Annotated in this window: 23 protein-coding genes and 4 pseudogenes; 14 read left to right on the forward strand and 13 right to left on the reverse strand. The window is 50.3% G+C overall.

What is annotated here, in order from left to right; translation table 11 throughout:
* Positions 1 to 110 precede the first annotated feature (110 nt).
* Positions 111 to 362, reverse strand: coding sequence for a hypothetical protein (locus tag JMJ04_RS29605; RefSeq protein WP_201373987.1), 252 nt, complete (start codon positions 360 to 362; stop codon positions 111 to 113).
* 276 nt (positions 363 to 638) lie between these two features.
* On the opposite strand from JMJ04_RS29605, the gene JMJ04_RS29610 reads away from it, so the two are divergent.
* Positions 639 to 2,528, forward strand: a complete 1,890-nt coding sequence (locus JMJ04_RS29610; protein ID WP_201373988.1) for a baseplate J/gp47 family protein — start codon at positions 639 to 641, stop codon at positions 2,526 to 2,528.
* A gap of 1,185 nt (positions 2,529 to 3,713) precedes the next feature.
* Here the strand turns inward: JMJ04_RS29610 and JMJ04_RS29615 are convergent.
* The 5 genes and pseudogenes from JMJ04_RS29615 to JMJ04_RS48185 form a co-directional block, all read right to left on the reverse strand.
* The gene (locus JMJ04_RS29615; protein ID WP_420799532.1) at positions 3,714 to 4,172 is read right to left on the reverse strand and encodes a transposase; all 459 of its coding nucleotides are present in this window, start codon (positions 4,170 to 4,172) and stop codon (positions 3,714 to 3,716) included.
* A gap of 49 nt (positions 4,173 to 4,221) precedes the next feature.
* Positions 4,222 to 4,473 (reverse strand): helix-turn-helix domain-containing protein, encoded by a 252-nt coding sequence (locus JMJ04_RS29620; protein ID WP_201373990.1) that lies wholly within the window; start codon positions 4,471 to 4,473, stop codon positions 4,222 to 4,224.
* A gap of 851 nt (positions 4,474 to 5,324) precedes the next feature.
* Positions 5,325 to 6,026 (reverse strand): annotated as a pseudogene (locus JMJ04_RS29625) (ISL3 family transposase); the annotation flags it as partial.
* Between the two features lie 428 nt (positions 6,027 to 6,454).
* On the reverse strand, positions 6,455 to 6,946 hold the full coding sequence (locus JMJ04_RS29630; RefSeq protein WP_201373991.1) for a DUF2867 domain-containing protein: 492 nt from the start codon (positions 6,944 to 6,946) through the stop codon (positions 6,455 to 6,457).
* A 128-nt stretch (positions 6,947 to 7,074) separates the two neighbouring features.
* Positions 7,075 to 7,206, reverse strand: coding sequence for a hypothetical protein (locus tag JMJ04_RS48185; RefSeq protein WP_268887385.1), 132 nt, complete (start codon positions 7,204 to 7,206; stop codon positions 7,075 to 7,077).
* A 1,238-nt stretch (positions 7,207 to 8,444) separates the two neighbouring features.
* Between JMJ04_RS48185 and JMJ04_RS29635 the strand changes: the two genes are divergently transcribed.
* Both JMJ04_RS29635 and JMJ04_RS29640 read left to right on the forward strand, forming a co-directional pair.
* Positions 8,445 to 8,660 carry a hypothetical protein gene (locus JMJ04_RS29635; protein ID WP_201373992.1) on the forward strand — a complete coding sequence of 72 codons (216 nt, stop codon included), beginning with the start codon at positions 8,445 to 8,447 and terminating at the stop codon, positions 8,658 to 8,660.
* Between the two features lie 12 nt (positions 8,661 to 8,672).
* Complete coding sequence (locus tag JMJ04_RS29640) at positions 8,673 to 8,861, forward strand: hypothetical protein (RefSeq protein ID WP_201373993.1); 189 nt, start codon at positions 8,673 to 8,675, stop codon at positions 8,859 to 8,861.
* 47 nt (positions 8,862 to 8,908) lie between these two features.
* Here the strand turns inward: JMJ04_RS29640 and JMJ04_RS29645 are convergent, their stop codons facing one another.
* On the reverse strand, positions 8,909 to 9,343 hold the full coding sequence (locus tag JMJ04_RS29645; RefSeq protein ID WP_236038367.1) for a transposase: 435 nt from the start codon (positions 9,341 to 9,343) through the stop codon (positions 8,909 to 8,911).
* A complete protein-coding gene (locus JMJ04_RS47015; protein WP_201369692.1) occupies positions 9,309 to 9,785 on the reverse strand; it encodes an IS5 family transposase in 477 nt (158 codons plus the stop codon). The genes JMJ04_RS29645 and JMJ04_RS47015 overlap by 35 nt, the downstream gene beginning before the upstream one ends.
* Before the next feature lie 291 nt (positions 9,786 to 10,076).
* On the opposite strand from JMJ04_RS47015, the gene JMJ04_RS48190 reads away from it, so the two are divergent.
* Positions 10,077 to 10,208 (forward strand): hypothetical protein, encoded by a 132-nt coding sequence (locus JMJ04_RS48190; RefSeq protein WP_268887386.1) that lies wholly within the window; start codon positions 10,077 to 10,079, stop codon positions 10,206 to 10,208.
* A gap of 91 nt (positions 10,209 to 10,299) precedes the next feature.
* Positions 10,300 to 11,004 (forward strand): N-acyl homoserine lactonase family protein, encoded by a 705-nt coding sequence (locus JMJ04_RS29650; RefSeq protein ID WP_201373995.1) that lies wholly within the window; start codon positions 10,300 to 10,302, stop codon positions 11,002 to 11,004.
* Positions 11,005 to 11,215: 211 nt separating this feature from the next.
* On the opposite strand, the gene JMJ04_RS29655 is transcribed toward JMJ04_RS29650, so the two are convergent.
* Positions 11,216 to 12,637 carry an IS110 family RNA-guided transposase gene (locus JMJ04_RS29655; RefSeq protein ID WP_201373996.1) on the reverse strand — a complete coding sequence of 474 codons (1,422 nt, stop codon included), beginning with the start codon at positions 12,635 to 12,637 and terminating at the stop codon, positions 11,216 to 11,218.
* A gap of 406 nt (positions 12,638 to 13,043) precedes the next feature.
* Here JMJ04_RS29655 and JMJ04_RS48985 point away from each other — a divergent pair.
* Positions 13,044 to 14,381: pseudogene (locus JMJ04_RS48985) on the forward strand (ISL3 family transposase).
* A 340-nt stretch (positions 14,382 to 14,721) separates the two neighbouring features.
* A complete protein-coding gene (locus JMJ04_RS29670; protein ID WP_201373997.1) occupies positions 14,722 to 15,450 on the forward strand; it encodes a class I SAM-dependent methyltransferase in 729 nt (242 codons plus the stop codon).
* 70 nt (positions 15,451 to 15,520) lie between these two features.
* Here the strand turns inward: JMJ04_RS29670 and JMJ04_RS48990 are convergent.
* Together JMJ04_RS48990 and JMJ04_RS48995 are read right to left on the reverse strand one after the other, a co-directional pair.
* Positions 15,521 to 15,724, reverse strand: a pseudogene (locus JMJ04_RS48990) (recombinase family protein); the annotation flags it as partial.
* Between the two features lies 1 nt (position 15,725).
* Complete coding sequence (locus JMJ04_RS48995) at positions 15,726 to 16,031, reverse strand: DUF5372 family protein (protein ID WP_201374515.1); 306 nt, start codon at positions 16,029 to 16,031, stop codon at positions 15,726 to 15,728.
* A gap of 739 nt (positions 16,032 to 16,770) precedes the next feature.
* Between JMJ04_RS48995 and JMJ04_RS47035 the strand changes: the two genes are divergently transcribed.
* The 5 genes from JMJ04_RS47035 to JMJ04_RS29695 all read left to right on the forward strand — a co-directional run bounded on the left by JMJ04_RS47035 (position 16,771) and on the right by JMJ04_RS29695 (position 19,236).
* A complete protein-coding gene (locus tag JMJ04_RS47035; protein ID WP_236038494.1) occupies positions 16,771 to 17,232 on the forward strand; it encodes an IS630 transposase-related protein in 462 nt (153 codons plus the stop codon).
* Positions 17,121 to 17,753, forward strand: coding sequence for an IS630 family transposase (locus tag JMJ04_RS47040; protein WP_420799515.1), 633 nt, complete (start codon positions 17,121 to 17,123; stop codon positions 17,751 to 17,753). Before JMJ04_RS47035 ends, JMJ04_RS47040 begins: the two co-directional genes overlap by 112 nt.
* Before the next feature lie 241 nt (positions 17,754 to 17,994).
* Positions 17,995 to 18,471 carry a DUF2975 domain-containing protein gene (locus JMJ04_RS29685; RefSeq protein WP_201373998.1) on the forward strand — a complete coding sequence of 159 codons (477 nt, stop codon included), beginning with the start codon at positions 17,995 to 17,997 and terminating at the stop codon, positions 18,469 to 18,471.
* 9 nt (positions 18,472 to 18,480) lie between these two features.
* Positions 18,481 to 18,684 (forward strand): helix-turn-helix domain-containing protein, encoded by a 204-nt coding sequence (locus JMJ04_RS29690; protein ID WP_201373999.1) that lies wholly within the window; start codon positions 18,481 to 18,483, stop codon positions 18,682 to 18,684.
* A gap of 66 nt (positions 18,685 to 18,750) precedes the next feature.
* The gene (locus tag JMJ04_RS29695; RefSeq protein ID WP_201374000.1) at positions 18,751 to 19,236 is read left to right on the forward strand and encodes an RNA ligase; all 486 of its coding nucleotides are present in this window, start codon (positions 18,751 to 18,753) and stop codon (positions 19,234 to 19,236) included.
* A 375-nt stretch (positions 19,237 to 19,611) separates the two neighbouring features.
* On the opposite strand, the gene JMJ04_RS29700 is transcribed toward JMJ04_RS29695, so the two are convergent.
* Complete coding sequence (locus JMJ04_RS29700; protein ID WP_201374001.1) at positions 19,612 to 20,148, reverse strand: hypothetical protein; 537 nt, start codon at positions 20,146 to 20,148, stop codon at positions 19,612 to 19,614.
* 2,742 nt (positions 20,149 to 22,890) lie between these two features.
* Here JMJ04_RS29700 and JMJ04_RS49000 point away from each other — a divergent pair.
* Both JMJ04_RS49000 and JMJ04_RS29715 read left to right on the forward strand, forming a co-directional pair.
* A protein-coding gene (locus JMJ04_RS49000) for an IS630 family transposase (RefSeq protein ID WP_420799516.1) occupies positions 22,891 to 24,014 on the forward strand; the annotation gives its coding sequence in 2 pieces (ribosomal slippage) (positions 22,891 to 23,305 and positions 23,305 to 24,014; 1,125 coding nt in all).
* Between the two features lie 286 nt (positions 24,015 to 24,300).
* Positions 24,301 to 24,516, forward strand: a complete 216-nt coding sequence (locus JMJ04_RS29715; protein ID WP_201374002.1) for a hypothetical protein — start codon at positions 24,301 to 24,303, stop codon at positions 24,514 to 24,516.
* Between the two features lie 321 nt (positions 24,517 to 24,837).
* Here JMJ04_RS29715 and JMJ04_RS29720 read toward each other — a convergent pair.
* Positions 24,838 to 25,668: pseudogene (locus JMJ04_RS29720) on the reverse strand (ISAzo13 family transposase).
* Between the last annotated feature and the right edge of the window lie 21 nt (positions 25,669 to 25,689).

A 25,689-nucleotide genomic window follows, 5' to 3' on the forward strand; every position in this document is an offset into this window, starting at 1 on the left:
ACGCAAAGGTCTCTGGTAATGGTTCAAAGCGCAGAAACTGCTGGCCAAACTACTGCTTGTTTTTGGGGTCTTTGTCTTATCGATGTGTGCCTGCTGTGGAGGAATTGCTGCTATGGATCGAGGCTGCCATCTGTGACACCAATGGCTGGCCAGAAAATTGCATGGACAGGGCAGCATGCGACACCAGTGAAGAAGAGAACCCAGATAAGAGCAACCGTTACCATCAGCCCAACGCGAAAACCTTCGCCCTCACCAACTCCTCTTCCTTCGCCGACTCCGACTCCATCATTCACTCCGATGCCAACACCGACACCGGCACCAATTCCAACACAGCCCCCGCCAGCGCCAAAACCCGTACCCACACAGCCTCCACCTGTACCCCCTCCTCCACAAACAGGAGTAAATGGCAATCTCCGGGATACGATTTTACCCCGGGTGAGAGAGAGGTTACAATGAAATAGCTCATAAGGATGGGAAAAGGAGAGGAAAGTCATACACGAAAGGAAAAGAGAGAAACCTTGCTAGCGTTGCTCGTTATACAATAAAGCCTGGGTGAGGAGCAGGCACGTTAGCGAGCTTGCGTTGGAGAGGTCGGAAAACTGAAAAACCCTCCCGAAGCAGCAGGAAAGGAACGCATTATGCGACAGAAGAATGGCACGGAACTATTTGGACCCGACGATCCACGCAGCGCCAGCGTTGGAATTCTTCACGTGGCCGCGTCGGATGACCGGCAAAGTATTCTGACCGCGATTCTTGCTCAGGATAAACTGGGACGCAGACATACTGTACTGGTCATGCCTGACGATAACGCCGCATTCCGGCGTACAACCGACTTCACAGACCTGAGAAACCTGCTACAGGGGCTGAAGACCCAACTTGTGATTGTGGCCTCATCTAACACTACGATTGCCAGATTAGCACAACGCCAGCAATTCCCGGTCTTTCTCTCGCTAGAAAACTATGCCAGCTATGCTAAAACATTTATTAGCGAAGATCAGCCTCCGGCCTCTGCTGAAAAAAAGACGACTGAGATACCTTTATCTCCACCAAACGAGACACCTTTATCTCCACCTAAGAAGCCAGCACGCACCTCTACTCCGGCGCCAGCCTCCGCTGACCAGTCGCCGGCTCAGCCATTTGAACGTCCTGCCGCTCCGCCTAAGAAGCCAGCGCCACGAGACAAGGTCGCACAGAAGAAGAAGGAGAAAGAGGATCTACCAGTACCACTACAGCCAATGGAGGCCAGACCGATAGTGGTGGATGAGGCCGTCACGCCGCTCAGCGTTCCCAGCCAGATGCTCACTCCAATAGATGTGGTGGTCAGCCTGGTCCCAGCCCCACCGCCACGACGCAAGCATAGGCGCACACGTGCGCTACTGGTTGCTATGCTGCTGGCGCTCTTCCTGCTGATCGGCGGCTCCATGTTGAGCGTTTTTGCCGGATTCGGCCCGCTGGCCCGACTCTTCCCCGGCAGTTCCGCCAGTGTGACCATCACGCCTGAGAAGAGAACATTTAAAAATGTCTATGCTATTTCGGCGACGACCTGGGTGCCTGACCCGGCGCTGCACCAGGTAGCCGCGCACTTTATCAGCGTGACCACGTCACCCCACACAAAAACGGTGCAAACTTCCGGACGCGGCATGACTCAGGCCACCAATGCCCTGGGCTTGCTGACCTTTTATAATGCCCTACCCTATTCACAGAACATTCCCGCCGGAACGATCTTTGCCGATAAGAAAGGCATTCAGGTCGCCACCGACGAAACGATTACCATTCCCGCAGCCAATCCGCCCACCGAAGGCAGCATGAGCAGTATCGCCCACGCGCTCATTCCCGGCGCGCAAGGCAATATCTCGGCCCTGGATTTTAAAGAGACAACCTGCTGCCACGCTGGCATTACGCTGACCAATCATAATGCCTTCAGTGACGGACAGGATGCCCGGCCCTACTCGTATGTGCAGCAGAGTGATATTGATATGGCCGCCAGCAACCTGGCAGCCGAAATGACCAGCGAGGGACAGCAGGCGATACAAGGGAAGATTCAGAGCGGGGAACAGCAGGCCGGAAAGGCGAAATGCAGTGCCAGTTCGAGCGCCAGCCATAGCGCGGGCGAGCGCTCCAATAGCGTGACCGTCTCCACGACGATGACCTGCATAGCTGAAGTATTCAATCGCGATGATGCCTATGCCATGGCGGCCAACCTGCTCAAAAGTGATGCCACGCAGACCTTTCACAACAACTATGCCCTGACCAGCCCGCTGAAAACGACATTGATCAATGCTGTGATTCAGAATCCAGAGGGCATGATCTCGCTGCACATCGAGGCGCAGGGGCAGTGGGTGGCACAGTTTGATGCAGCGAGCCGGCAGGAGATGGCGCGTTTGATCGCGGGCCTCAATGCGGCCTTGGCGCAGGATCTGCTGCTGCACCGGCCCGGGATTACCCAGGTCCGCATTACAGTCACCGATAGTCCCGGCAATGTGCTGCCCTTCGACGAGCACAAGATGATCATTCAGGTTGGCCCGTAGGGGTTGGGGTACCGCCCTCGTGTGCCACCTGCCGTGCACACAAGCTGCCAGCAAACGGGCTGAGGGCCGAGAAGAATGTAGTACGAGTACCCAGTGCAAAACGAACGAATGGGCCTGAAAAGGTGTTTCATAGGGTTCTGTCAGAATTCGGAAGAAGGCTTGTCGTGGTGATTGTTTGCGAGGTATGCTAAAAAGAACAACGACTCATCGGAGAGGGAGTGCTTCATGAACTGCCCACATTGCGCCTCAGCTCTCTCGCATGGTCTTGCGGATCTTCTATAAACGTTCAAACTTGTGTGTAAGTGTAAAGCCTGAAGGCAGGGGTTTTACGCTCGGTTTGATAAAAGCTGCTCATCCTTCACCTTGATAGTGGTGGTGAAAGCAAAAATGGGGCTTGCGATGAGTGGCAACATCTCTACAAGCATTCCCTGTTCCCACCGTTTTAACCGAAGAACCCAAACCCAAAATCAGGAGAAAAACAGGAATGAATCCTTTTCCGCAACCACCCACACTTCGCCCTTGCCGCAGAATGCGGAGGACGCCGCGTAGCAGGCAAGACAGTCCGCAATCTTCATCTGAGAGCACAACTTGATACGTATCAGCGTAACCTCGATTTGAGAGTTCCAGCTCTAGTATGTACCGCCTGCGGGCATATATCGCTCTATACGGAAAAACTATCTGATCTTTTACAGACTGTCCAAGAACACCAGGACGATTTCCGATTTTAGGGATTGTTTCAACAGTCAGAACTCCTTTTCCATATATCCAGGTCAATGCTCATTGCCATTGGACCTTGCCGAATCGTGCCATAAGGTGATTCGGCAAGGTCCAATGGCAATGAGCATTCAATCTTGGGTGGGTTTGCGCGAAAATTCAAACATTTGCCCCAAATAGAAAGATCTAGCCAAAAAACACTCAATCATTGATCAGCAAATTGGTTTATCGTCCAGAAGAGTTCCTAGCCACATTTAGCATCTATGTTATGAAGAAGCTTATCTATTTAATAGAACGGAGGAGGTAAGATTTTTTGGTACTGTAAAATATGAAAAATGAGAATGCTACAAAAAAGGGATAATGGTATCTATGATGTAACGGAGTGGAAAAGGTGATTTACTGGTGCATCCGCTAAATTTTTGTCATCTTGGGCAAGCTGGCAATGCCAAGCCTCCTCGGGAGAGGATGTCGTCAACGCTTTCCCCAGATAAAAGGATGCTTGTATGTGTAAGCATGGACATTTGATATTTGTATGTGGTGCAATCTCGATTGCAAAAGAACTTGAGTGAGGACGACTACTCCATTGTTGATCGACCATGTAAGACTGGCCTTCACCGCGTCTTTGTCTTTTTCTATCCCACAAGCAAACGACTGAAGTTCTGGCAATTGGCTCTCTGCTACTTGGGAGAGCCAAGTATCTAGACGATCTCCTTCTCGTTGATGAACCATGAAAAGGAAATCTTGTATAAGATAGTAGGCTTTGTTGAGGGTAGGGCTGACCTGACAGAAGGCAGCAAGATCCTCCTGTTCGATTTCATCCAGCGTTCTGGGATTACGCACAAACAGCCAGACAGCCGTGTTGGCAGAGAATTTCTTGAGACGATGAAGAGGTACCTCTGCCTTGACCTCTGACAGCTTGAGGGTTTTCAGATAGCGATAGACACTGCGATCTGATCCGCTGTAGCCTTGTTCCTAGATTTCACGCCACAGGACCAAGCCATTTCTCTCGCCATGCTGCCAGCGAGAAAGAACGTAGGGGGGCAAACGCGTCAAAGTGACTCTGTCTCTTGCGCTGTTTCCTGACTTCTGGGAAGGTTCCTCGTTTCAGCCAGCCTCGAACGGTACGGTCAGAAAGACCAACAAGTGGGGCAATCTCCCGTGGCTTCACTCCCTGCTCGTGCAGCTCCGCCACCTGTTGATAGCGTGCAAGGCGTCCAGATCTTCGAGCCAACCGTGCTTTCTCTACATGTGCTGGCTCTGGAGGCCGCCATTCTTCAATGGAGATTACATGGTTCTTGCGTTCACGAACCCCAGCTTCTTTCGTTTTGGATGCCTCCAGAATTTCTGCATGACAGCGTGCTAAGAGCAGTTGTGTTGCTTCTGTTAAATTTTTTGAAGTAGGCCGCTAGCGAGGTACTGACTAACGCCAGCCCTTTTCCAACGGCCCCTTCCCAAACCCGCCGGGCCACTTTCATGGCAACGGGCTTTCCAGTTTCCAGAAGCCTCTGGGGAATGTTCATTAGCGCATCACGCGCCAACATCCCCTCTTCTCCTGTACTCCCTGCCACCCTTCCCCCTGTACGTCGCTTTCCGACGCTCCAAGACGGGTCGTGACTCCCGCGAGTACTACGATGGCTCTGTACTCCTTCTGCTCGCACAGGGAGGAGTATCCCGCATTCTCACGTATTCGACGTCTCTAGCGCATGGTAGGTGCCCTTTCGCCTCCTTCAATGGGATCATTTCCCATCGCTTCTCGCACGAGAGCGTTCCACTGGTCTCCTCAATCCCAGTGTATTTCACATCCGTGCTGAACTGATGTGTATGCGCGGGAACGTTGCAACAGGCGTTATCTATCAACGGGCGTTCCTTACCGCCGCTGGTAGGCTAGGTTCGGCAATGCAGCTTCACCATGATGTGCGGGGCAATCGGGCCTTGCCGTAAACGCCTTCAGGCAAGCTCGGCTTTGTGGCATGCTACTGTCCCCTTAAGGTTTCCCGCCAGGTAAGCCACCGCCCCAGAGGTCATTTGCTCTCAACCTCTCCTTTCTCCGAAAGGAATTGAATACGCGCCTATGCGGCGCACTATCACATGAAAACGATCCGCACATTGCGTGGCCTGGGGAGCCCCTTGGGAGGTTGCTTTGGCGTACTCACTCCTACGATCACGGCTGACAACGGTAATATCTGGGTGTTGACGCATCCATTGTGCTGAGGTTTCTGCTTCGCAATCTGGTAAAAGATCAATCACACGCCTGCTCTCTAGGTTCACCAGGATCGTTCCGAAGCGGTAGCCACGCCGAAACGAGAAGTCGTCTATGCCTAAAAAGAGCACTGAGCCCGTCAAGCCATCAGGAATGTTCATGATGCGGCGCAGAATGGTCTGACGAGAGGTCTGTATTCCCACATGAGCGGCGAGTCTAGCGCCACCATTGCCACAGGTGGAGAGACCAATAGACGTGATCTGCTGGCAGAACCGGATGGTGGTCCTGGCCCAGGGCTCGACAAACGTAGGGAGACGCTCTGCAAAGACTTTGCGCGAACAGAAAGGATTCCGGCAGGAGAACTTCCGAACGGTCAGGAGCAGTTGGACTCGCCGTCCCATACAAGAGATATCACTCAAGGTTCGCTGGTAGTGACAATGGACTGATGAGGACGCTTCAAAGCATTGCGGACAGCACGATGTAAGAGAAGTAGCAACGACGGTGATAACCAGACTCTTTTCACTGATCTGGAACTGCTCGATCAACATCCCATCTGGGAGGGAAAACAAGGATGTCTCTTCCATCACAACCTCATTCTCGATAATGAGACAACCTTCAGAAGCTTCTCATGGAAGAGACTACATCACCTTGCGTCAATGCGTTTTCAAGCAAGCGAGTACTAAGCCCCGAAAGTGGACAAGAGCCTAAAAGCCAAAACGGGGAGATATGCGTCAGTAGAAGAAAATGGCGATTTTATGTGTCAATTTACACTATGAGAATATTGGTGGTGGACAGGAGGGTCGTGTAAGGACACGATGTACTATGGGAGGGGAGCTGAGATATGATGAGCCTATCTTATGCCCCTCCTCAAGTGCTTAATCAAACTGTTGATGCAAGAACTCGATAGTACGCTCCAAAGAAAGAGGGTTGAGTCGCCCTTTTTGTGGCAGGTGCCGATCTGATTTTGCCTAGAAACTGAGCGGACAGGCTCACCGATGGGATCAGTCGATGCTTAACTGGTTGCACGCCGTGGGCAAGACGCAGCACGCCCAAGGAGATAGGGGACCATCTGCCGATGGATTAGGCCGACAGCCGTCCAAAGCGGGTGTGCCAGGCGTTGTGTGTAGGACACGTGTGTGGTCAAGACGGCCGTTGAGCTTGCAACGCGCAAGATCAGTTGGGCAGTCATGAGCGTCGAGCGCAGTTCGAGGTGGATCGCGTCAGTTTCCTTTGAGGTGATCCGCCAGCCGAGAACGTGATCCAACGACGACCGTGGCCCAAGCTGAAGGCCCAGTACCCACCGCCACCCCAGCAGAAGGAACCAACGCACCAGCCGTGGGGCACGCTCGAAGACGGCGCGCGCCCACAGCTCGGGTGTACGTGTATCGGTACTCAAGACCTGCACCTCGAACGCATCTCTATAGTCTGGCGAGTTGTCGGTGGCCCAGTTCTCCAGATCTGCTGCAACGCGATACGCGCGTGTCGAGTTAGTCGGCCTGCCCATGTTGCATTTCCCTCTATCTTGTATCTAAACCGCATCTATTCGATGGGTATATTTTTAGCTCTTCTTCGGCGTTGTTTGCCAGGTCTGGCAGATCTGCCAGATCAGGTAGAGGTTCACCCCGAAGAGGATCATCGTATTCGCCGGATACAGTGCTGATACCAGCGGAACGGCGTGTATTCCTGCCAGAGCCATTTGCAGAATGACCGGCGCGCGGCCAAGTCCACCAGGGCGAGCAGCAGCAACGAGGTGACTCTGTTCATGCCTATTTTGGCTTTTTACTGGAAAACTTCTTTATGTGTTTATATTACTTCATATTTGTTAATGCCCATATTTCAGCAACCCGCCGATTCTGGATGCGAATAATTTCTATGATCATCGGCAGAGTACCATCAGCCGTGGCTGGAACTCCATGTATACTGGTCCGACTGGCATCCTTCTCTCCGTCAACCAGTAACTCCTCGATAACGACCTGGATGTTTGGAAATGCTTGAAATCTTGCCGCATAGGATTTTTTGCACCCTCAATTCCTGTTTTCAGAGGGTGACTATAAAAGTCCGGGGCAAAAATCTCGTCTACAGCAGCCAGATTCCTGGTATTAAATGCATTGTACATGTGAAGGATGAGATTCTTCGTGTCCTCTTTTGTCATGCAATTATCCTCTCCTTTTGTGTGTAGTGGTACCTCTACGACGGTTGAATATCAACATTTCTCATGCTCTTTGCTCTGCCGAGAGAGTGTCGTGATGACCATCACGAGATCGTCACACAGAAAGAGGGTTGAGGTGCCTGATTTGGGACAGGTGCCCATCTGATTATTCGAATGGGAGACCTATTGCGCGTCCATTGAGAGAGTATAACTTCTGGGTCACCCAACTTACTTAGCGGCGAAAGCCAAGGAGGAGTGTAGCATGTCGGGAAGTGCGCCCAAAGAGGCGTTTGATCTTCTGCTGTGCGAGAGCACAGCCTCACTCAGGCAATGTGAGTAACGCAGCATCTTACCTTCATCCGAAAGGCATGGGGGAAAATAGCATGCTGTGTCAAATGCTGGTGAAGCTCCAGCCTCAGGAGCCAGAGGTTAGTAAGTGAAGCTGTATATGGTGAAGTCTTGATTGGCTGAATCCAACGCCAACAATATATTCTGAAAACGCCTACAAAGCTCTTGTATTGGCGTTTTCATGCGGAGTGGTGCGCCGCGCCAGCAGCGCATGACGTTTCTTAGTGGGGTCCTACCGAACCAGTGTGTGAAGCACCTTTTTCTCTTGTTTCTCTCACCTCTTTTTCTTGGCTCAATAAACCCATCAGAGAGGGTTTCTCCATCCAATCACGACGCAAGTAAGGCACATTCAGAAAAGCTGTCTCAAAAAGGAGAGTTCAATCCTCTTTCTGTGTGATGACAATTATATGGTTGCCACAACCATGTCTCTCCTTACGGTATGAGCATGAACTGTATTGATATTCAAGCACCATAGAGCCCTCTCTACAGATGAAAGGAGTTTGCTATGACCCTAGTGACCGGGGCGACGGAAAACATCGGAAGTGAGGTTGTGAATCTGCCACTCTCTGGTGGTGAGGAGATGATAGCAGTAACGTATCATCCAACCAACGCAAACATAGCAACGGTACAACTTCGTCTGGGATACAAACGAATACAGATCGAGAAAGAACAGATGCTCTCGGCAACATCTCACAGAGTATCAAGCCCGTCAGGTTTGTAAAGGAGGAGCTATATGTATAAAGGGATACGGATACTGTATGTAATCGACGCCTGGCTGTTTCCAGCAGCCATTCTTGTCCAGGTCTTCTTCGCTGATCTCAGCCTCTTCACTCACCAGAACTACTGGGGCGCACATGACCCCTTCTGTGATTTGCCAAAAGTTTTAGCCGCCTCGGACACAATATGGGTCAAAAGAGCTTAGACATGATATGGGTCAATTTCATAAGTGGTCCAGACTGAGATAGTGTTTTAAAACGGTCGCGATGGGAAAGCTGGCACGAGCGTGGTGAGCATACGGTAGCTGGCAGAGAGCTTGATAAAGGCCTCACTGCTCTGTGGGAGCCCCTCGTGATCGCGGCAAAGCCTCCTCCAGCGCACGATCCAGGAGAAACTGCGCTCAATGATCCATCGCTTGGGCTGAGGCCGCAAGCCTGTGGGAAACAATGCGTCCCAGTCCACCTCCTCCCCTTCGGGCACGAGCAGGCCTCGTTTGGGGAGCGTGACTGCATGGATGGTCTCAATCGTCCAGCCCAGCGTTTCTTTCACCCAGGTCAGAAAGGTTCCGCCGTAATGACTATCGCCCCAAATGAGCTGCAGACGGGGAAGCGCATTCTTGAGTGGCTCGAGCAGGGCAGTGCCGCCCTGGTGATCAGAGGCCTGGGCTCCTGTCACCTTCACAGCCAACAGATTGCCCTGCGTATCGACGAATGCATGACGCTTGCGGCCCCACGTTTTTTTTTCCGACGTCGTAGCCCTTTTCAGGACCCCGAACCGCACTCGTTTTGATGGATTGACTGTCGATGATCGCCGCACTTGGCTCTTCCTCTCGGCCTTGCCTGGTGCGCATCCGCATGCGTAGGGTTTGCAGAATACGATCCCAAACGCCTTCGCGCTCCCAGCGGTGAAAATTGTAATAGACGCTTTGCCACGCGGGAAATTCATGGGGCAGCATGCGCCAGGGACATCCACTGCGCAAAACGTACAAAATTGCATTGACGACCTCGCGCCGCGAGACAAACGGCTTGCGGCCCTGCAGGGATGGTTGAGGGATCAGGGGTTCCAACAGTTCCCACTGCTCATCCGTCAGATCGGAGGGATAGGCTTTCCTCCCCAGTGTCACCTTCATACGCCTTCTGCACTTTCTTTCTGCTTCTTCGACTCGTTACATCAACCCCTTTCTTCTTCCTCTCGGCGAGATGACCACTTTCAAACACTATCTGAGAAACTGTTTTGGAATGCGAGGCGGTAATGCTGCATGACCAAAAGAGCAAGTTAGGAGAAGTTTTTGCGCAGGTTTGACAGTAGAATGTCTTGCATGCAATGAGGGAGCGGAAGACCTTTGTGCGCAAGACTGACAGACCCGGCGTTAGCTTTCTGCTGACGAAATCTAATGTACCCGATAACTAGCAAGCATGCTATGATCGGGGCCGCATCAATTCAGGCTTTGCCGCTCTCCTTTGTAAAGCCCATCCTGGCGATTCTCGCACATGAGCAGGAAGAGGCGATCAGCTTCGGCCCGCTCTATGAACGGGCCAACGTGAGCTGTTAGATTGTGTTAGCAGAAAGCTAACGCCGGGCCGATACGAATGCCAACACGATTGATATGATAGAATATATGTTTCAATTCCGAGGAGGAGTTTATGAGCCAGAATGCCATGAAGCGTCTTTATCTGATGCAGGTTGGGTCCATGCCGGAATACCAGATTCCGATTGTGTGCTATCTGGTGCAAACGGGTGACGGCAAGAATATTCTGATTGATAGTGGTCTACCGGAGATTATGCCTGAAGGAGAATCGGAGTTCGAGAATGGGCAGGACGTTATCGAGCAGTTGGCGAGCATTGGCTTAAAACCGGACGATATTGATACAGTCATTTCGACGCATTATGATATCGACCATGCCGGAAGACACGCGACATTCACGAAGGCGCAATATGTTGTTCAGCGTGTGCATCATTTGGATGCGGCGAGCAACCCACGTTTTGCTGCCAATCGACCCCAATGGGATCAGCCAATCGAGCGCATCCGGCTGGTGGACGGGGACACGGAACTGCTGCCGGGGCTGGAGCTGATTGAGACGAGCGGGCATGTGCCGGGACATCAATCGGTGCTGGTGCGGCTGCTCAAAACGGGGGCGATTTTATTGCCAATTGACGCTGTACCCTTCGGCGAGGGCTTTACCCGTGACGAGCAGGACGACGGTAGCAACCCGGACGCTGAAGCGATCCGCGCCAGTACGATTAAACTGCTTGATCTGGTCGAACGGGAGCATATCGGGCTTGTGATTTTCGGTCATGACAAGGAGCAGTGGGAAGGGCTGAAAAAGCTGCCGGAGTATTACGAGTGAGGATGCAAGCACCCTTTTCCCGGTTCGGAGTACCGATCGAGAAAGTGGTAATGGTTATATGGTAAGTGGTAGTGTTATGGTTTCATAAGAGGGCAAGACATGTCTTGCCCCTGCGAAGCGGCGGAGGTGGTAATGCGTATGAGAAGTGAGGAGCAAATACCCGAAAAACGCTCTAACGTGCTCAATACCTATGTAACAGAGATAACCATCTTCACGAGGAGTGCTGAACAATCCGATTCTTTGGACCTTCCTTGCGGAGTGGGGAATAGTGCCCTGTCCGGTGACGGTGATGCAGTTCAGGGTCATAAAGGGTCAGTGGAGGAGGTTCCGCGCCAGGCGAAAGCTTGTTGAGGAGTTCGTAATCCTTCTTGAGGAGCGCAAAGATCAGTGTAATTAAGCGGCCAATGATATGGCCCAAAGCCTTCCCTTTTCCTTTGTAGGCTTGCATTCTCTCATCATAGAAACAGAGTCGAGGAACCAAACGCTTGTAGAGCTTTGCCCATTCGGTGTCCATCTGGATCGCTTTCCAGGCCACAAGGAACATCACTTTCTTCATCTCACGTGATCCCGCCCTTGTGAGGCGAGTGCGATCAAAAGACACACCTGTTTGCGTTCTGATTGGTGCCCAGCCAAAATAGGATTTGAGATGAGCTGCATCTTCAAAATTGCCAATAGAGCCGATAGTCGCGATGATCGACGCTGCAAAGAGCGGACCAATGGGAGGGATGGAGGTCAGAATCTGGCCCTCGCGACTTTTCTCAACGATCTGGCCGATTTTCTCTTCAAGTTGCTCCAGATGGTTTTGAAGGTGTCGAAGTTCTTGAATCAACAAGGTTTGTTCGACAATCAGGCTGTCTTGTCGGGCGGTGTCTTTCGTTCCAATACTCTGCCTGGCGAGCTGCTGGATCTGTACGAACTGGGCTTCGGAGGGATGATTTCTCCTTCGCACTGTTCGAAGTTCTACTGAAGTCGCGGCAGCTATAGCGCTTGGCGTAGGAAAATGCTCACGCAGATCTAAGGCAAGAGCAGCATTCGGGTCTTTAAAGACTTGGGTGAATTCGGGAAAAAGTTCGTCACAAATGGCTGTCAGCTTGTTTTTCCGCTGAGTGGCTTCGTTCACCAGTTCATAGCGGTGGCGCACCAATCCTTTGAGTTGGGCTGCGGCCTCAGAGGGAGGAAGTGCCCGACGAATTGCCTGAAGCGTGTTGGCAACCTGTGCACCGAGTTCAAGTTGGGTGTAGAGCTGGTTTGCTAACCCTAACGCATCGCGTTTATCGGTTTTGACCATGCCCTCCTGACGGCGTTGAATATGGATAACAAAAACCGGAAGATCCAGCTCTAACAAATACTGGAGGAGCGATTGATGATAATGGCCCGTTTGTTCCATGAGAATGAAACACTGCTCAAGAGGACAATAGGCTTGGATACGCTCTACAAAAGCCCGGAACCCTTCTCGCGATTGCTCAAAGGTGAAGGCAGGACAATGATCAAAATGTTTATGGCGTTCTAAAAGTGTTTTCGAGAGGAAGCCAGCAACATGCTTGAATTTGCCGATATCAATACCAATGTAAAGGGCCTCATTCGAGAGAGTGGGCTGGCCCTGGACTTCGCGTCTCTGTTTGCTGCTGGTCATTGTCATATCTCCTGGTGGGTAGAGAGGCAAAGACCCGTGGACGTGGCCTGCCCAGTTACATACGAAAAGTTGTACTGGCCTTCAAATGCGTATGAAGGATTTCGCGCACGCCCCCCAATTACCACCGAAAGGTTGTGCCTCAAAATGACCTGAAGGTTCTCCGAGTCCTCTTCTGAGGGGAGCTACTCCTCAGTGCCTCTCCATTTGCAAGAGTACCTGAAATATGGAAAACAATCAACAAACAGGTAGCGATAGCTTATCATCAAATATTGTATGAAATGACCTACCATGTGAGCGACTTTTGCCCTCAAACATGGATCTGTCCCGCTTTTGGTGATGCTGGATTGCCATCGTTGCATCAATAGATCGTTCTACAAGAATAAACCTCTTTTTGTAGAAGGATAGTGTGAAAAGCAGAGAAGTGAAGCCAGCACTCGCCTTGCCCAGTAGCATAGAAGTGAGAGAGATTGAGATAACCGATGGGGGGCTCACCATTACTGCTGTGCGCAACCCAGAAAACCCCCTGTTGTCCGCTCTGCGGCACCCCCGCTGTACATGTGCATAGTCGGTATACCCGCCAGGTCGCTGACCTCCCTTGCGGAGGTCAATTCGTGCGTTTGCGCGTTCTCGTGCGTAAATGTTTTTGCAAAGAGCCCACTTGTCAGAGGAAAGTCTTCGCAGAGCGTTTGACTCCTTTTATGGCACCCTGGGCACGTGTGACGGCACGTCTCTTCCAGATCGTACAGACGCTTGGTCTGGCTACTGGGGGCAGGCTTGGTGTGCGCGTGACCGATCGCCTGAGTATCCAGACCAGCAAAACGACCATTCTTCGACGTATTATGGCGCTGCCTCCAGAGCCAATTGGGAAGGTTTCATCCCTTGCATCGATGATTTCTCATTTCGACGTGGACGCACATTCGGGACGATTCTTGTGGATCTGCAAACGCATCAGGTACTCGACCTCCTCACAGATCGCACGGCTGATACTTCAGCCGCCTGGATGGCAACCCACCCAGAAATTGAGCTCGTGAGTCGCGATCGAGGAGGAGACTACGCTGCCGCTGCCAGGAAAGCAGTCCCAGCAGCCACACAAACCGCAGATCGTTTCCACCTCCTCGTGCGCCGTCTAACGTAGTGCGGTATCACCGAACATCGGCCTAGAATTGAAGAGATATTCTAGAGGTCATCTGATCTACCTGGCGTGGAAACACAAAGGGGAAAGCAGTATATCAGGAAAAGCGGTGACGAGCGAAAGCGTGTAGCTCGACGCGCCGCAAGACCTGCGGGCATGGTGAAGCGTGGCAGGGAGTACAGGAGCCAAGAGTATGTTGGCGCGTGATGCGCTCAAAAACATCCCACAGCGTTGCACCGGGAACTCGTAGCTGTTGATTACTTACATCAGTACAACTCTGTCTACAGGCGGCTCGTTCGGTCCTTTCCAGAAGGGCAAAACAAGCAGTGTACTCGGCCCTTTTCAGACAGTTTGCGCAGATGCTTCGCACTCGTACCGGAGAGCAGCTTGACGATTGGCTTGGCCGCGTCAAAGACAGTCAAATTCGTGAATTGCAGGGTTTTGTAGCCGGGGTCATACGAGACAAAGAAGCGGTGAAAGCTGGTTTGACTTTGCCTGCGAACAATGGAATCGTCGAAGGAAAAGTGAACAAGTTGAAGCTCATGCGCGAGAATGGGCTACGGTCGAGCATCCTTTCCGCTCCTGCGTCAACGGGTGCTCCACGCTCTGTAGGATACCTCTCAAAGATTTGCTTACAAGCAGGGATATGCAGCTCTGCCCATCGGTTGGCATCAGCAAAAGCGGGACAGATCCATATTCTGTCCGTTTTGACCCATATCCGCGACCAGTAGTCCCTCAACTTCTGTGAAAATGAGCCTTATTTTCGAGAAGTAGACCACAGGACACGTTATGGTTCATACACAGCGTTGGTGAATCCGTCCGCCTGCTTGTTCTTCTTTCGGATGAAAAGAAGGATGTGAACAAAAGCGTGTCACTTGCATGAACTCCTTCAAAATTGTAGAGTAAAGCGTTGCTTTTCAGAGGCATGACACAAGAATAGAAAGAAGGATCTATGAGTACCCCCGACATCACATCTGTCTCCTCCATCTACGACTCTATAGCTCAGGACTTCGAGAGTCACGCGACTCAGAGTGTGTATAACGCTCACTATGATCGTCCAGCGGTACTGAGTCTGCTTCCACCCGTCCAGGGCAAACGGGTCTTGGATATTGGGTGTGGACCTGGGTTGTATGCGGCTTGGCTCATCGAGCATGGGGCACAGGTCGTTGGCTTCGATATCAGCGGTGAGATGGTCGAACGAGCCAGGCAGCGCGTTGGTGAACGAGGAAGGTTCTATCAGCATGACATCTCCCAGCCGCTTCCTTTCGCTGCAGATGCGTCTTTTGACATCGCTGTGGCCCCACTGATGATTCATTACGTGACGGCACGCGTAGCAGCACTCCGTGAGATGGCACGCGTCCTGACGACTGACGGTTGCTTGATCGTGTCCACGTCGCATCCCTTTGCGGATTGGAAGCGACATGGTGGATCGTATTTTGCGACCGAACTGGTCCAAGACACGTGGTACAACAGCTCATCCGAAGCCTTCCAGATGCCTTTTTGGCGGGTTTCCTTGACCACCCTTTGCGATGAGTTTTCTCAGGCAGGTTTCTTCATCGACCAACTGCTTGAGCCGCAACCCGAACCAACAGCGGTAGAGATCGATCCTGAGACCTATCGTGAGCTGATGGAGCAGCCTGCCTTTATCGCCTTCCGCTTACGCAAACGAAAGGGAGCATGATGTCCCTTTCGTTAGAGGGCATGGAGCACGCGTTGCCGAAGCAAAGGCAATCCGGCTCTGCCATACATGGTTCTGTTGAGGCGCCTGAATAGCCCAGACCTTGGTCGATCACCAATATGCGCTCCTCGTTCCAACCAAGTGCTAGCGCACGTTCACGGAGCGCATATTGGGGAGCGGTACTTTCAGTGTTCTCAAAGACTTGCTGGAGCGTACTTTGCCGCACGTACAAACATGCCAGACGACGAAGGTGGTGAGCGGTGACCTGCTGCATCATCTTACTGATCCTCCTTCTGGTGTGCCGGGAGAACGTTGAGCAGCTGGTTGAGAGGTCCTATGTCTTCAAAACGAAGTACCATTTTTCCAGTGGCAACAACCAGAAAAGGATCAGGAGGAGCAAGAGGTGTCCAGGCCAGGGGCAGCGAGCGGATCTGATGGGTCTGCGGATCAGCAAAGAAGACACGCTCCTCTCCCCAGGCGCGGTTCTGCGAGAGCAGGGGGAAGCTGTGCCCGCTGAGAGGATGGAAGGGATGAGTAATGGTAAAGCAATGTTCACCATTCGTGTTATTAGGTGTAGTTGACAGTTCGTTTAAATGGCCTAGTTGAGGGCAAAGTGAATAAGCTCAAGCTCATCAAAAGGATGGGCTATGGCAGAGCAGGCTTTGCATTATTGCGTCAGCGTGTCATTCATGCTTTGTAAGCACTATTAAACAGGCTTTTTCTTCTTCTGGGTGCCTGGGTTACTTTTGCTCAAGGAGTCGATGTCCAGGTAAGTGCAACCTGATCTATCAATCACTAGGGGTGGAACATAAGAATGGAAGCCCAGAAGCTTCCTCGTTCAAGTAGGTCATTGCTCAGTTGCACTGAAAGGAAAGATTCCTTGGATATTATATCATTCTTGGCCACCGCTGCTGGCCTCTTCGCTTCAATTGTTGCGATTATTACTGGCTCTTTTCAGATCTTGCTCACATTTCACCGAATGAAGCGTAGGAACAAAAAGGCGGCTCAAATCGTCGAAACACGTTGATGAAGAAGTCTGCACCTGCCTTTTCCACTATCATTACTGCTACCTGGCAGATAAAAATCCGCCAGGTAGCAGGCATCAACAGATTATCCGTTCGTTTTTGAGTATCTTAGAGTCTAGAATAATGAAACTCTCCAGTGTCGCAGTCTTATCCTTGACGGCCAGCCAAGACGGGCAGCATCGCGACGCTGCCCTCATGATTCACACCCTCAAACTTCGGAACTTGTAGCTAGCGTTCGAATAAAAGATTTCCCTACAGCGGTACGCATAAGTTTTGAACCGAAGAGTAGACTAGATACATGAGAGCCTATTCAACAGACCTGAGAGAACGAGTGGTGCGCGCCGTCGAGGAAGGCCGGTCCCGCGAGGAAATCATCCATCTGTTTGGGGTTTCGCGCGCCACCATCAAACGCTACGTGAACCAACAACGAGAAACGGGTGATCTGGCGCCAAAATCGATTCCCGGTCGTCCAGCAGCCAAAGGAGATGCCTTACGAGCGGAGTTATGGAGCCAATTGGAAGCCCACCGGGAGGCGACCCTTCCCGAACACTGCCAGATCTGGGAAGCCACGCATGACCAGCAAGTCAGTCCTGCGACGATGGGCCGTGCCATCAGGAGCCTGGGCTGGACACGAAAAAAAAGACGTTGGTGGCCTCCGAGCGGGATGAGGAGGCGCGAGCAGCCTGGCGAGTCCAGGCCGGTCAACAACAGCACGACCAATGGGTGTTTGTCGATGAATGCTCCACCCATCTGGCTCTAACCTCCTTGTATGCCCGCGCTCCCAAAGGCGTGCGGGCAGTGGGCAACGTTCCCCGCAACTACGGAACCAATACCACCTTGATCGCTTCGCTGTCTTTACAGGGGATGGGTGAGGCGTTCATACTTGATGGCGCGGAGGATGCCTGTGCCTTTGAAGTGTACATCGAGCAGGTTCTGGCTCCCAGCTTACACGATGGGCAAACGGTCGTCATGGACAATTTGAGCACGCACCAGGGCAGGTATGTTCGTCAGGCAATCGAAGCCAGAGGATGTCGTTTGCTGTACTTGCCATCCTACTCGCCAGATCTCTCGCCCATTGAGCAGGCATTCTCCAAGCTGAAAACCTGCTTACGGCGCAGAGGCGCTCGCACACGGGAAGCTCTGTACCAGGCGATTGCTCAAGCTCTGGAGGTGATCACGGCTCAGGATGCTCGTGGCTGGTTTACGCACTGTGGGTATCTGGCACGTGATGGGGAACCCACCTTTACAGAATCACAGCAGTTTGAGGCTCAAGCCTTTTGATCCTCGCTGTAGGAAATACGGAATGATAGAACCGCAGCTATGGGCTCAAGGCATCTGGAAATCAAAAATAAAGGTAGAAAATATCACTGAAGATTGAGGCGAATGTTCTCTTGCCAAAAAAATGATTGGGCTACCTTTTTGAAAATACGCAGTGTATTAACAAATAACGATAATAATGTATTGACAAACGATAAATCATGTGCTAAGATATGATTATCTAGCACTAATTGAGGTATTAATTATGAAACGAAGTTCAACATTATTCTTGAAAGTTGTTATTTTACTTATCGCAATCGGCGCGCTTGCTGGCATGATTTGGTTTCCTCAAACTGAAGGAAGAGCTACTAACTTAGATCTCATCAGTATTTATACAGATCCGTTTATTATCTATGGGTATATGGCTTCAATTCCATTTTTTGTTGGATTGTACCAGGCATTCAAATTATTAAACCTCATTGATGCTGATAAAGCCTTTTCCCAAGGTGCTGTTAATACACTCAAGAATATGAAATTTGTTTCCCTCAGTCTTATCGGTTTTATTGCATTAGCAGAGTTTTATATCCGTTTCTTTGCACATGGTGATGATCCAGCAGGTCCGACGGCACTTGGAATTCTTGCATCTTTCGCAGCCACTGTTATTGCAACCGCTGCTACCGTTTTTCAAAAGCTTCTACAAAATGCGGTAGACATAAAATCAGAGAATGACTTAACAGTATGAGGCTAAATTATGGCAATAATAATAAATATCGATGTAATGCTGGCTAAGCGGAAAATGAGCGTCACAGAACTTACTGAAAAGGTAGGTATAACCATGGCTAATCTTTCGATACTGAAAAATGGTAAGGCAAAAGCTATCCGCTTTTCAACTTTGGAAGCGATTTGTAAAGCCTTAGATTGCCAACCTGGAGACATTCTGGAATATAGGAAATAACGAACTGGCTTAAAGCGGTGTATAATTACACCTATATAAATGTCATTTGACAGGGTTCTGAATGCTGTGGCTATAGTGAAAATCGCTGTCCGGCAGCACAATATAGTCGCTCGACCATTCCCCGAGTTCTTCAACCTCGATGAAGCAATCGCCAATGGTGAGCAGCTTCCAGCAGAAGACTTTGAAGTTACAGAAAAGCTCGACGGTTCACTTGGTATTTTGTATTGGTTGGATGGTGAACCACGACTAGCAACAAGAGGCAGCTTTACCAGTAACCAGGCGCTTGTAGGAACAAAGATATTTCAAGAGAGATATGGAAGTGCATACTTTTATCCAGATTTTACTTACCTCTTTGAGATTATCTATCTAGCTAACCGCATTGTCGTTGATTATAAAGGGATGGAGGATATTATTCTGTTAGCTATTATAGAGACAAAGACAGGCAGAGAATATTCATACAATGATGTTCAGAAGTTAGTAGGTTCAGCATTTTCAATTGTGAGGCTCTACGATGGCATCACTGACGTTCACAAGCTTAAGGAGCTGCAATGAAATAACCAAGAAGGTTTCGTTACTCACCTCTTGTCTGGTCAAAAGTACAACGTAAAGTCTGATGAACATGTGAGACTACATCGGTTAGTAACAGGTGTGAACGCTTGAACAATTTGGGATTCACTCAGGAATGATCAGTCTTTTGATGAGCTATTAGAAAGAGTGACGTTGATCCGCTTTAGAAGAGTACCTGAAGTGAAGAGAAGAATAAAGTCAGGGTTTCTGGCCACAAGACGTTGCACATCTAAAATGGGATGGAAGGCCATGTTTCTGCTCAAGGGAAGCAAACCAGTCCCACTTGAAAAGGCGCAAAGGATGCTCTGGTCAAGGCTCTGGGAGTTTAGATGGCAAGAGGATGGTAAACCGTGCAGGCAACTACTGACGATAGAGTTGCTGTATTTGCTCAGGTGCAGCGATTTGCTCGGTACTCGCAGAGAAGACGCAATCGCACCGATGGCAGTAGCAGAATTGCTCCCATTGGCGCATAAGATATTGCCAGCGCTCCTGCTCCTGCTGTTGTAGCTCACGGCGGCGCTTGTTCGCTTGACGGAAAAATACACGATGAGTCAAAACCCCAAGGAGCACTGGTAGACCGATAGAGAGACTGCATATGCTCAAGATGACCAGGAGTATACTAGCAACGCTGGAATCAGCAGGAAGGAGGCCAGCCATAAAGGATGGGAAAAGCCATTGAGAGAGATAGAGAGCGATGGCAAGGAGAGGACAAAGCCAGAGGATGATCTTCTCGCCGACAGGAAGAGGAATCGTTTTCCGCCGAGGAGGCAAGAGTAAAGCCCCAAGTCTCGTCTGATGAGTGACTGGAACGGTTGTCGTCTGGGGGACAGAGTTGTAGGTAGGATTTCCTGCGGAATCATAGGTGACAGAAGTAGAGGTAGTGACCTGGGTTTCCATCCTCGTGAAGGAGCTATTGCGATGAATAGCCGGGACTTTCTGAACATGGTCATTGCGCTTACAGGCAAGGCAGTTGCTAGGGGGGGAGAATCATTCCTTTTTCCTTTCATCAGAGGAGCGTATCCATCGTTTTCTCGTTCCATCATGACAACGCAACGTTACCACTCAGTATAAAAGTATATTTGTCTCTCTGTCTATGAAAAACACCACACTTGTCAAAGTCTCGAACCTCAGCATCCTTTGCGCCTTTTCAAGTGAGGCTGGCTTACTTCCCTTGAGCAGAAGCATGACCTTCCATCCTGTAAAATACGGTTTCTATTTGGGCTCTGGTGCAATTTCTCACCGTACTTTACACATCCCATTCTTGATGTGCAGAAACGTCTTGCGGCCAGAAACCCTGTAAGTGTATTCATCTTTAGCAGAGAAATCACGAACCGAACAAAACCTTGATTGTTATCTGCACGGGTGAAGCTTGGGAGCGGCAGGAACCATCATTGATCTCTCCAGAAAGAAGCTTGTGAGCAATTGTACAGTGGTTTCCTTCAAGGAGGCTTGATGTGACGCTCCAGAAAGAGGATACACGTGTTAATTCCACCCCATGGCCTGAGAGGCGATTTGCATGCACCCTTCGCAGAAAAAGAGGCTGCAAAAACCATCGCCATATTCACGAAGGGTCGTGGCAACAGTACATACATGAAACATCAATTTTTGCAGATCGGACAGCAAGGATCTTATCTAGCCCAAGAGGAGGATCACCCACATCTCCATGGACGCCTTTCGTCAACTGGGTGTAGCCATTGCAATATACTAATTGGTCATCATATGGCAAGAGGAGAGCCTCTCCTCTTCCATCGTTTTTCGCTTCAATGATGGGCCATTGAGTCAGACCGTTCTAAATCGGCGCAGAACTTTATCGGCGCTGACAGCTATAACACAATGTGAGCAATAAAGAACTCAATACCCTTTCACAAAGCATGAGAAGCGGCGCAAGAGGGTATTTTTGTGTGCTCATAACACCTCAGACCGAGGGGAAACAAACCTGCAAACCTCATCGATGCAGAGGAATGGAGGTAGAACCAGCCCTTATAGCACCAGCCGTAAGGGCTGGCTCTATCACTCAGTTGGGAATAGCGTTCTTTCGACTCATAAAGCACTTGCAACGAGCAGATTATTCAATGACCTCTCCCATATGAAGGGAAAGGAGAAATGGTCCTCGTCCAAGTGAATCGTAACAAGGGGGGCATTCAGCCAGGCCGAGAATGCGATCATCTTGGACAGAAGAAATGCTCACCCCATCCGCGCTTACCCCTTCTGACGTCCAGAGAAGCTGAGGATCTTGATCAAAACACAAAACATTGCTTATGGAAGTGGTAAGCAGATACTCACCAGCTGGATAGAGGGTACAAAAATATCCAATGCCAAAGACAATCTGCTGAGAAGGCTTCTCCAGTGAGAGAAAATAAATGTAGCTTCCGAAGCCAACGACGAGCCATTGGTGCCAGATCCGCGCATCAGCAAAATACGATTAGCTTCCATACAAGCAGAGGAGGAGGTACGGCTCTTCCTCAAGATACGGTTCTTCCTTACAGGAAACTGTACAGGAGAAATTTGGCGTACCAAGGCCCTTTGGGACACCTCCCAGACGCAACGGTTCCATATTGGTCCACGGTCTCTCTATCGTTCGCCTGATCGCTACCTGATACTCTCTCATGAGGCTCCTCCTGCTCAGGAATTCTGGCATGACAGCAACATTCTTGGCATTTGACAAGCTTTTGTTTGCGTTATATTCAGCCCTTACAGCACCCGCTGTAAGGGCCTTTTCATTCTCTCTGTCTGGTACAGCATTCTTTCGACGTCCCTTTGCCACAATGAATGGATCTTACACGCCCTCGCAAATCAAAACAATAAAAGTTCACTTTAATTCTCTGATGGGCGAAGTGATGAAATGTTGAGTATCTTAGCGAGCAATGCACGGAATGAAGGCGTTGTGAAACGCCCATCGCAAGGAGTGATGTTAAGGAACCCACATCCTGTTGCGCTCAAATCCATATGTTGGACAAATGTGGTACCACGCAAAAAATCCAAATGGTATTCTAGGCCAAAATCGGCAGGGCAGTCCAACATTGCTCCTGGTGGAATCTTTTTCAGAGCATGAGCAGCATCATAAAGACTTTGTACTTGTGTTGCGTTGCGATAACTCTATTGAGAGGGGGTAAGTGATGAACACCTGGTATTGGTAACGGGTTAGTGCGAAAGACATACAGAACATTCAGGCCAGTTGTCTCTTCAGTCTGTCCTGTTCCACTGGCGTGTAAAATATTCGAACTAGTTGTCCGTTCAGTCTGCCCTGTTCCTCCGCATCCAGTGAGCCACAAAATGATGAGAAAAGCAAGGAAACATCCTTTTGCAAAACGAGATTTCATCATTGTTTTCCTGCAAACTGTTTTCTGCCGCTTCAACTCCATGCGAGAATATACGGGAGGAGCGTCATTTCGATCGCCTCCATCATAATGTAGCATTACAAGCGGCAAAAATCGAGACCTTGCGGGAGGCTCTTTTGTTTTTTCTCCACTGTATCAAATCAGCATTCTTTTTTGCAACACAGCCGAAAAGAGGGCCTATCTAGGGGCTAGGTATCCGCCTGGCCAGACTTATGAATAGGTAAAGGAAAGAGAAACTAGTAGTAAATCCATTTAGCAATTGACAAGGGTGAGATACTCATGAAAAACCCAGGAGCTTGCCATGAAACATCCCATCCCTGTCACGTTGACTGAGACAGATCGTGCCTCGCTGCAAACGTTCATCCATGCAGGCAAAGCCAATGCCAGAACGTTTACCCGAGCCCACGCCTTGCTCAAAGCGGCCGATGGCTGGACCGATCAGCAGATTTGCGAGACCTTCCAGATCAGCCGCAATACCTCCATTCGAGTTCGGCAATTGTATCTGCAAGGCGGACTCGAAGCGGTCTTGCAGGACAAGCGGCAGCAGCGCCGTCGTCAGGCTCTCACAGGAAGCCAAGCGGCTCATCTGATTGCCATTGCATGCAGTCCCACTCCTGATGGGCATGACCATTGGACGTTGCGATTGTTGGCTGGCAAGGTTGTCGAGCTGGGATTTGCCGAATCCATCTCGCCAGAAACCATTCGCCAGCTCCTGAAAAAAACGAACTTAAACCTTGGCAACACGAGCACTGGTGCATCCCAACAGTAGGAGCCGAGTTTGTCGCGACGATGGAAGATGTCCTCTTCCTCATAGAGGTCGAGGACGATCCACACTCTCCCACTGTCTGCTTCGATGAGAAGTTGGTGGCTCCAGAGGCCGATGTGCGACCTTCTGTGCCAGCCAAACCAGGGCAAGTGGAACGCATCGATTATGAATACGAACGCTTGGGCACAGCCAACCTGTTTTTCTTTGTGGAGCCGCTTGCAGGCTGGCGTCACGTTGAGATGACCCAACAGAGGACCAAACGGGATTATGCTCATTGCATCCGCTGGCTCGTTGATGAGGCCTATCCGCACGCTGAGTACATTCGTCTGGTGCAGGATAATCTCAACACACATACCGCTGCGGCTCTCTATGAGACGTTTGAGCCCGCTGAGGCCAGACGCCTCTTGCAACGGATCGAATTCCATTACACGCCCAAACATGCTAGCTGGCTTAACATGGCTGAAATTGAGATTGGGATTTTTACCCGTGGCTGTCTTTCGCGTCGGGTGCAAAGTCTGTCTGAGCTACGTCAACGCATTGCGACTTTGGAGTCCGAGCGAAATGCTCAGCGTTGTACCATTTCCTGGCGCTTTACCTGCAACGATGCTCGTGACAAGCTTCATGATCTCTATCCTGTTATCAATAACAAACTGGACTGACTACTAGGATGTCTTGAAATTTACATTGTTCCCTACTGGGATGAGAGTTACTTCGTCAGTTTGAAATGTTATATGTTGTGTGCCTGGTTAGACGACATCATCTAGAATCACCAGAGCAAACTTGCGCGTTGCTATGCAACAATTCGGTTGGCCTATTTTGCCGTAATCAAATGCCACCTGATGCTGTCGCTTCACTTATTGAGTGTTTTACTACCAATGCTGCATTGTATCACACTGTTCAGTTTTCTGTAGGTGGTCTCTCTAAGTTCTTTTCAAGGAGTTTTCTATGCGATTTCGCTTGCCACAAGGACTATGGCATCACAAGGATTTTCTCAAATTCTGGACAGGGGAAACTATCTCTGCATTTGGCTCGCAAGTAACTGTGTTTGCCCTTCCCATTACTGCCGCGCTCACATTACACGCTACAGCCATTCAAATGGGCATTCTCTCGTTTTTAGCTTTTGCTCCCAGGTTGTTTTTGAGTGGGATTGACCCGCTTTAGAAGAGTACCTGAAGAGAAGAAGGAAGAATATCTCTTCTTTTGCCGAGGAAACCTGAACAGCGCCAAAACCTTGATTGTTATCTGCACGGATGTCCTTAGCATCACATATTGGCGGGAAACAATCTAGATGTCGGGAGCGTCTAGATGGGAAAAGCGATTAGCAAGCAAGGAGGCAATAGGGCATACAGTATGGGCCTTTCCTGTTTTTGTGCGAATTTAAGGGAAGAAATGATGGAGTACTTCATATCGAACACGCCACAAAAACTGGGTAAACTCACTCTGCATGTTGCACTGACGACAGCAGAAGATCTCCAGACAAGGCTAATCCAGGTGGAGGAGCAGATTACCAAAAAACAGAGAAAAGCAGATTGACGCAGTGCCTCGTTCCAGGCTTTGCTGAAAGAACGTGCTGGCAAATTCCGCTGTGTCATGGTCCAGGCCAACGTTGACGAAGCCCTGATTATGGACCAGGTCGTAACCCCCATAAGGAATGGCTTTGCCATCAGCGAGGGGCAAAAAGTCATAGACATTGACTTCCGTTTGCGCTCCCTTGGCTTGCCATGTTGAGTCATTGTTCTTGAAATTCCCGATCAACTCCTTTTTCTTGCAATCGGCAGAAATGATCGAGTTGCCCTGCTGTTCAAACGCCTGGCATTGCCCTTTGATGTGATGAAATTGAGCATCTCGATCAGGATGAGAGACCCCTTCGATGTTCTTTTTATTGGCACGTAAGGAGAAGCACAGATCGTGAAGCAATTCTGCCAAGGCTGATTTCTTGATTTGGTGCCCCAGAGCTTCCAATGCCTTGACCAACTGTGCCAGGGACTTGGTCGTCCATCGCACCAGACTCATCGGATCACCTTTGGGATCGAGCAGGCTTTCCAGATCTGCTTGCAACGTCGCATCTTGCTCCACGGCTTTCTTTCTTCCTCCACCAGTTTGACGAAGGCGCTCTCCAGGCCGGTAGCACTCTCCTGTTTCCAACTCGTGCAGCCCTCGCTTTACCGTATTTCTTGACGCTCCTGCTTCCATGGCACCCTCTGCCACGCTTCCTCTCTGTTGTGCTTCCATGGCAAGATATTGCCTCCACTACTTTTCGTTGAGTAAGGCTCGCATCTCTTGATAGATGTGTTGTTTCGATCCCGTCTTCATGCCATCAGCATACGCTTGGTG

The sequence above is a fragment of the Ktedonobacter robiniae genome (genome assembly GCF_016587375.1).
Classification (GTDB): domain Bacteria; phylum Chloroflexota; class Ktedonobacteria; order Ktedonobacterales; family Ktedonobacteraceae; genus Ktedonobacter; species Ktedonobacter robiniae.

Excerpts from the sequence above, each read along its gene's own strand:
- JMJ04_RS29610 (WP_201373988.1), top strand. The coding sequence starts at position 639 with ATGCGACAGAAGAATGGCACGGAACTATTTGGACCCGACGATCCACGC.
- JMJ04_RS48190 (WP_268887386.1), top strand. The coding sequence starts at position 10,077 with ATGATCGGGGCCGCATCAATTCAGGCTTTGCCGCTCTCCTTTGTAAAG.
- JMJ04_RS29640 (WP_201373993.1), top strand. The coding sequence starts at position 8,673 with ATGTATAAAGGGATACGGATACTGTATGTAATCGACGCCTGGCTGTTT.
- JMJ04_RS29655 (WP_201373996.1), bottom strand. The coding sequence starts at position 12,637 with ATGACCAGCAGCAAACAGAGACGCGAAGTCCAGGGCCAGCCCACTCTC.
- JMJ04_RS29715 (WP_201374002.1), top strand. The coding sequence starts at position 24,301 with ATGCGATTTCGCTTGCCACAAGGACTATGGCATCACAAGGATTTTCTC.
- JMJ04_RS29690 (WP_201373999.1), top strand. The coding sequence starts at position 18,481 with ATGGCAATAATAATAAATATCGATGTAATGCTGGCTAAGCGGAAAATG.
- JMJ04_RS29630 (WP_201373991.1), bottom strand. The coding sequence starts at position 6,946 with ATGGGCAGGCCGACTAACTCGACACGCGCGTATCGCGTTGCAGCAGAT.
- JMJ04_RS47035 (WP_236038494.1), top strand. The coding sequence starts at position 16,771 with ATGAGAGCCTATTCAACAGACCTGAGAGAACGAGTGGTGCGCGCCGTC.
- JMJ04_RS29670 (WP_201373997.1), top strand. The coding sequence starts at position 14,722 with ATGAGTACCCCCGACATCACATCTGTCTCCTCCATCTACGACTCTATA.
- JMJ04_RS47015 (WP_201369692.1), bottom strand. The coding sequence starts at position 9,785 with ATGAAGGTGACACTGGGGAGGAAAGCCTATCCCTCCGATCTGACGGAT.
- JMJ04_RS48185 (WP_268887385.1), bottom strand. The coding sequence starts at position 7,206 with ATGAACAGAGTCACCTCGTTGCTGCTGCTCGCCCTGGTGGACTTGGCC.
- JMJ04_RS29685 (WP_201373998.1), top strand. The coding sequence starts at position 17,995 with ATGAAACGAAGTTCAACATTATTCTTGAAAGTTGTTATTTTACTTATC.
- JMJ04_RS29635 (WP_201373992.1), top strand. The coding sequence starts at position 8,445 with ATGACCCTAGTGACCGGGGCGACGGAAAACATCGGAAGTGAGGTTGTG.
- JMJ04_RS29700 (WP_201374001.1), bottom strand. The coding sequence starts at position 20,148 with ATGGAAACCCAGGTCACTACCTCTACTTCTGTCACCTATGATTCCGCA.
- JMJ04_RS29650 (WP_201373995.1), top strand. The coding sequence starts at position 10,300 with ATGAGCCAGAATGCCATGAAGCGTCTTTATCTGATGCAGGTTGGGTCC.